Source organism: Mycobacterium sp. (genome assembly GCF_049281135.1).
Taxonomy (GTDB): Bacteria; Actinomycetota; Actinomycetes; order Mycobacteriales; family Mycobacteriaceae; genus Mycobacterium.
The window spans coordinates 1-6,238 of the sequence record NZ_JBAPRN010000359.1 but is presented as its reverse complement, the minus strand read 5'-3'; the positions used below and the strand labels follow the sequence as shown (position 1 = coordinate 6,238).

At 67.2% G+C, this 6,238-nt stretch carries 4 protein-coding genes; 3 read left to right on the top strand and 1 reads right to left on the bottom strand.

The features are described from left to right. Positions 1-283 precede the first annotated feature (283 nt). Genes WAN02_RS14425 through WAN02_RS14415 form a run of 3 tightly spaced genes read left to right on the top strand, consistent with a single transcriptional unit; the run spans position 284 to position 4,914 of the window. Positions 284-2,557 (top strand): polyribonucleotide nucleotidyltransferase, encoded by a 2,274-nt coding sequence (locus WAN02_RS14425; protein ID WP_422264883.1) that lies wholly within the window; start codon positions 284-286, stop codon positions 2,555-2,557. Then, positions 2,535-3,887, top strand: a complete 1,353-nt coding sequence (locus tag WAN02_RS14420; protein ID WP_422264882.1) for a M16 family metallopeptidase — start codon at positions 2,535-2,537, stop codon at positions 3,885-3,887. Before WAN02_RS14425 ends, WAN02_RS14420 begins: the two co-directional genes overlap by 23 nt. A gap of 4 nt (positions 3,888-3,891) precedes the next feature. After that, positions 3,892-4,914, top strand: coding sequence for a nitronate monooxygenase (locus tag WAN02_RS14415; RefSeq protein ID WP_422264881.1), 1,023 nt, complete (start codon positions 3,892-3,894; stop codon positions 4,912-4,914). A gap of 2 nt (positions 4,915-4,916) precedes the next feature. On the opposite strand, the gene WAN02_RS14410 is transcribed toward WAN02_RS14415, so the two are convergent. After that, the coding region (locus WAN02_RS14410; protein WP_422264880.1) for an amidase at positions 4,917-6,238 on the bottom strand (1,322 nt) is incomplete at its 5' end.

The following is a 6,238-nucleotide window of genomic DNA, read 5'->3' as shown; positions in this document are numbered from 1 at the left end:
TCAAGGTCGTTCTGGGCCCATCGGCCCGAGCGAGGTACGGCGCGCGCGATCCGCGCGCACCGTTCCAGCGAGGCACAACAGGACGTCGAAGGAAGACAAGTCTGTATCGCGCGGTCTTCGGTAGTGGCTGCCGAGCTCCCCGGATTGGGGTAGGTCGGCCGCTTCGATCGATGGCCGTAGCCGCATCCAGACTCTGCATCCGTCAAGTTGTCCTGGAACCCTCCGGGTTGCGCGTGCCTGCGCGAAATAGCTGAACAAATCCAGAGAGGCTGCACGGACGCACATGTCTGTAGCTGAAATTGACGAAGGCGTGTTTGAGACGACCGCCATCATTGACAACGGGAGCTTCGGTACCCGCACTATTCGTTTCGAGACCGGTCGGCTGGCCAAGCAGGCCGCCGGCTCCGTCGTTGCCTACCTCGACGACGAGACCATGCTCTTGTCGGCCACCACGGCCAGCAAGTCACCGAAGGACCACTTCGACTTCTTCCCGCTGACGATCGACGTCGAAGAGCGGATGTATGCCGCGGGACGCATCCCCGGTTCGTTCTTCCGCCGCGAGGGCCGTCCCTCCACTGACGCGATCCTGACTTGCCGCCTGATCGACCGTCCGCTGCGGCCGACCTTCGTGTCCGGTCTGCGCAACGAGATCCAGGTCGTCGTCACCATCCTGAGCCTGGATCCCAAGGATCTGTACGACGTGCTGGCGATCAATGCCGCGTCCGCGTCGACCCAGATCTCGGGTCTGCCGTTCTCCGGCCCCGTCGGCGGTGTGCGCGTCGCGCTCATCGACGGCCAGTGGGTCGCGTTCCCGACCGTCGAGCAGCTCGAGAACGCCGTGTTCGACATGGTCGTCGCGGGCCGCAAGACGGCTGATGATGTTGCGATCATGATGGTGGAGGCCGAGGCCACCGACAACGTCATCGAGCTCGTCGCGGGCGGCGCGGGTGCGCCCACCGAGAGCGTCGTGGCCGAGGGGCTGGAAGCCGCCAAGCCGTTCATCGCCGCGCTGTGCAAGGCCCAGCAGGAGCTCCACGACGCCGCCGGCAAGGAGACTGCCGACTACCCGCTGTTCCCCGACTACCAGGACGACGTCTTCTACGCGGTGTCCTCGGTGGCCACTGAGGAGCTCTCCAAGGCGCTCACCATCGCGGGCAAGGAAGAGCGCGACGGTCGCACCGACGAGATCAAGGCCGAGGTGCTCGACCGCCTCGCCGAGACTTACGAGGGACGCGAGAAGGAGATCGGCGCCGCGTTCCGCTCGCTGACCAAGAAGCTGGTCCGCCAGCGCATCCTGACCGACCACTTCCGCATCGACGGGCGTGGCATCACCGACATCCGGGCGCTGTCGGCCGAGGTCGCCGTCATCCCGCGGGCCCACGGCAGTGCGCTGTTCGAGCGTGGCGAGACCCAGATCATGGGGGTCACCACCCTCGACATGGTCAAGATGGCGCAGCAGATCGACTCGCTCGGGCCGGAAACGTCCAAGCGCTACATGCACCACTACAACTTCCCGCCGTTCTCCACCGGTGAGACCGGCCGTGTCGGTTCGCCGAAGCGGCGCGAGATCGGCCACGGCGCGCTCGCGGAGCGGGCCCTGGTGCCGGTGCTGCCCAGCATCGAAGAGTTCCCATACGCGATCCGGCAGGTCTCGGAAGCGTTGAGCTCCAACGGTTCTACCTCGATGGGCTCGGTGTGTGCCTCGACTCTGTCGCTGCTGAACGCCGGTGTGCCGCTCAAGGCGCCGGTCGCGGGTATCGCGATGGGCCTGGTGTCCGACGACGTCGAGGTGGAAGGCGGTGGCAGTGAGCGCCGCTTCGTCACGCTGACCGACATCCTGGGCGCCGAAGACGCGTTCGGTGACATGGACTTCAAATGTGCGGGTACCAAGGACTTCGTCACCGCCCTTCAGTTGGACACCAAGCTCGACGGCATCCCGTCGCAGGTGCTGGCCGGCGCGCTGGCTCAAGCCAAGGACGCCCGGATCACCATCCTGGAAGTGATGGCCGAGGCCATCGACGAGCCGGACGAGATGAGCCCGTACGCGCCTCGGATCACCACGATCAAGGTGCCCATCGACAAGATCGGCGAGGTCATCGGGCCCAAGGGCAAGATGATCAACTCGATCACCGAGGAGACCGGCGCGCAGATCTCCATCGAGGACGACGGCACGGTGTTCGTCGGCGCCAGCAACGGCGAGGCGGCACAAGCCGCGATCGACAAGATCAATGCGATTGCCAACCCGCAGCTGCCCAAGACCGGCGAGCGGTTCCTCGGAACCGTGGTCAAGACCACCGATTTCGGTGCGTTCGTGTCGCTGCTTCCGGGCCGCGACGGGCTGGTGCACATCTCCAAACTCGGTAGGGGAAAGCGGATCGCGAAGGTCGAAGACGTCGTGAACGTCGGCGACAAGCTTCGCGTCGAGATCGCCGACATCGACAAGCGGGGCAAGATCTCCCTGGTGCTTGTGGACGAAGACGCCGGACCATCCGGCGACGGCGAACCTGCCGCCAGCCCGGAGACCGCGCCTGCCGATGCCGCGACGGCCAGCAGTTAGCTCAGGGACGCAGCCGCTGCGCCGCGGCCGGCGCACTTCTGAGCCGTCCGCGGCGTTTCGGCGCACCACGCTGCCCGGTGGATTGCGGGTAGTCACCGAATACCTGCCCGGGGTGCGCTCGGCCTCGGTCGGGGTGTGGGTGGGCGTGGGATCGCGCGACGAGGGTGCCTCGGTGGCCGGTGCTGCGCACTTCTTGGAGCATCTGCTGTTCAAGTCCACTCCGACGCGCACGGCTGTCGATATCGCGCAGGCGGTGGACGCGGTCGGCGGTGAGCTGAACGCCTTCACCGCCAAGGAGCACACCTGCTACTACGCGCACGTGCTCGACGGTGATCTTGCGCTGGCCGTCGACCTGGTCAGCGACGTGGTGCTCAATGGGCGCTGCGCCTCCGAAGACGTCGAGCTGGAACGCGCCGTCGTCCTCGAGGAGATCGCCATGCGCGACGACGACCCCGAGGACGCGTTGGCCGACCAGTTCCTGGCGGCACTGTTCGGCGATCATCCGGTAGGTCGTCCGGTGATCGGCAGCGTGCAATCGGTGTCGTCGATGACGCGCGCCCAGCTGCATTCGTTTCACCAGCGGCGCTACACGCCTGAACGGATGGTCGTCGCGGTGGCCGGCAACATCGACCATGACGAAGTGGTGACTTTGGTGCGCGAGCACTTCGGGCCGCGATTGGTCCGGGGCCGCCACGCGATCGCGCCGCGCAAAGGCGCCGGCCGGGTCACCGGTCGCCCACGGTTGACGGTGGCCAACCGGGACGCCGAGCAGACCCATGTCTTCCTCGGGGTGCGCACCCCGGGTCGGCACTGGAAACATCGTTGGGCGCTGTCGGTGCTGAACACCACGCTCGGCGGCGGCTTGAGTTCCCGCCTGTTCCAACAGGTCCGGGAGTCCCGCGGGCTGGCCTACTCGGTCTATTCGTCGCTGGACACGTTCTCCGACGCCGGTGCGTTGTCGGTGTACGCGGCGTGTCTGCCCGAGCGTTTTGCCGAAGTGACCCGGGTGGCCGCCGACGTGCTGGAGGAGGTGGCGCGCGACGGCATCACCGAGTCGGAATGCCGGATCGCCAAGGGTTCACTGCGGGGTGGGCTGGTGCTCGGCCTGGAGGACTCCAGTTCCCGGATGCACCGCATCGGCCGGGGCGAACTCAACTACGCTGAACACCGAAGTATCGACCGGACGCTGCAGGAGCTCGATGAGGTCACCCTGGACGAGGTCAACGTCGTGGCGCGCCAACTCCTCGGTAGACCTTATGGCGCAGCCGTTCTCGGGCCTCATCAATCAAAAAAGTCCCTGCCGCAACAACTTCGGAAAATGACGGGGTAGCGCGATGGTACTGGGCTTCTGGGATCTCGACGTGCCGATCGTGGGAGCGCCGATGGCGGGCGGCCCGGGTACGCCTGCCTTGGCGGCGGCGGTGTCCAACGCGGGCGGCCTCGGCTTTCTGGCGGGTGGCTACATCAGCCCAGACCGGTTGGCCAATGACATCGTGGCGGCGCGCGCCGCGACCACCGGCCCGATCGGTGTCAACCTTTTCGTGCCCCAGCCCAGCGTCGCCGACATGCACCAACTCGACTATTACGCGGAGGCTCTCGACGAGCTGGCTGAGCATTACGACGTCGAGATCGGCTTCCCGAATTTCGGTGATGACGACGGGTGGCAGCAGAAACTCGAGGTGGTGGCCGACCTCCGGCCCGAATTGGTGTCGTTCACCTTCGGCGCTCCGTCACCGGATGTGCTGCGCTGGTTCGGCGCGCGGGGAATGCTGCTCTTCGTCACGGTGACCTCGGCGTATGAGGCGGGCGTGGCGCTTGCCGCCGGAGCGGACGGCTTGGTTGTTCAGGGGCCCGACGCTGGCGGGCACCGTGGCACGTTCGCGCCGGACATGAGTCCCGGTACCGAACCGCTGACTGAACTGTTGCGCCGCATCGGCAGGGCCCATGACGTTCCGCTGATCGCGGCCGGTGGCCTGGGCAGCACCGAGGATGTCGAGGGAGTGTTGCGCAGGGGAGCGGTGGCCGCCCAGATCGGGACCGCGCTGCTGCTCTCTGATGAGGCCGGCACCAACGCCGCGCACCGCTCGGCGCTCGGGCATCCGCAATTCGACACGACCGTTGTCACCCGGGCGTTTTCGGGCCGGTATGCCCGCGGTCTGGCGAACGATTTCACCCGGATGCTCGACCACATAGCGCCGCTGGGCTATCCCGAGGTCAACCAGATGACCTCGCCGATCCGCAGGGCCGCGGTCGAGTTGGAAGACCCGCACGGCACCAATCTGTGGGCAGGGACGGCGTACCGGCAGGCACAGACCGGGCCGGCGAAGGACATCGTCAGCAAGCTCGGCCACGTATAGGGTCAGCGACCGACGTCCGGGGTGCGGTGCGCCCACGGCCTGGCGGTTTCCAGCTGGCTGGCCACCCGGAGCAGAACATCCTCGCGACCGTAGGCGGCTACCAGTTGCACGCCGACCGGCAGCCCGGTGTCGGTCCACTCGACCGGCACATTGATCGCGGGCTGACCGCTCATGTTGAAGGGCGGCGTAAAGGGAATGAACTCGAACGCGCGTTCCATCACTTCCAACGGATTGTCGGGGTTGTTGGCGATGACGCCCAGCGGCAGCGGGAGCTCGGCGACCGTCGGCGTCAGCAGCAGGTCCCAGCCATCGGTCCACCACGCCTGCAACGCACGGCGGAAGTGCGTGGCAGCCGAGAATGCCAGCGCATAGTCGACCGCGGTGATATGTGCGGCGATCTCGGCCTGCACGCGGTTCATCGGTTCGAATTCATCTGCGGTAAGCGGTCTTCCGACCTGTTCTTCGAATCGCCGAAGCCCGACGCCCATGTTCGTGCTCCAGAGCGCGGCGAAGTGCAAACGCAGCGACGTATCGGCCAGGGCTGCGGGCCATGCCGGTTCGACGGTGTGGCCGAGCGATTCGAGCAGCGTCGCGACCGAGCGGGCAGCGGCCGCGCACTCGGGTGCGACGGCGCCACCCTGCGGATGGTGGTCGAGCAGGCCGATCCGCAGCCGGCCGGGGTCCGCGCCGAGCTCGAGGACGTAGCGGCGGGCCGGAAGCCGCGCGATGACCGTGTCACCGATGCCGGGCCCGCGGACCGTGTCGAGAAGCGTTGCGGTATCACGTACCGTGCGGCTCACGCACAGCTCGACCGACAGCGCCGTTTCGTCCCGGATCGGGCCGAGCGAGATCCGGCCCTGGCTGGGCTTCAGGCCGACCAGTCCACAGCACGACGCGGGGATGCGGATCGAGCCGCCGCCGTCGCTGGCATGCGCGAACGGGACCATGCCGCTGGCGACCGCGGCGGCTGAACCGCCGCTCGAGCCGCCGGGCGACCGGTTGAGGTCCCACGGGTTGTGGGTCGCGCCCCATGCGATCGGCTCGGTGGTCGGGACACTGCCGAGTTCGGGGCTGTTGGTCCGGCCGGCGGTCACCAGGCCGGCGTCTCGGAAGCGGCTGACCAGCGTGGTGTCGGCGTCCGAGACCACCGACGCGTTTTTCAGGGCGAGGTTGCCGTTGGTGATGCGCTGGCCGGCGTATCCGGCGAACAGGTCCTTGATGAGGAAGGGCACGCCGCGAAATGGCCCGTCGGGCAGCGCAGCTCGGGCAGTATCACGCGCGTGGTCGAACCAGCGGATCACCACCGCGTTGAGCACCGCATCGA

Bases quoted from the DNA above. Each gene is read 5' to 3' on its own strand.
- WAN02_RS14425 (WP_422264883.1), top strand. From the start codon at position 284: ATGTCTGTAGCTGAAATTGACGAAGGCGTGTTTGAGACGACCGCCATC.
- WAN02_RS14420 (WP_422264882.1), top strand. From the start codon at position 2,535: ATGCCGCGACGGCCAGCAGTTAGCTCAGGGACGCAGCCGCTGCGCCGC.
- WAN02_RS14415 (WP_422264881.1), top strand. From the start codon at position 3,892: ATGGTACTGGGCTTCTGGGATCTCGACGTGCCGATCGTGGGAGCGCCG.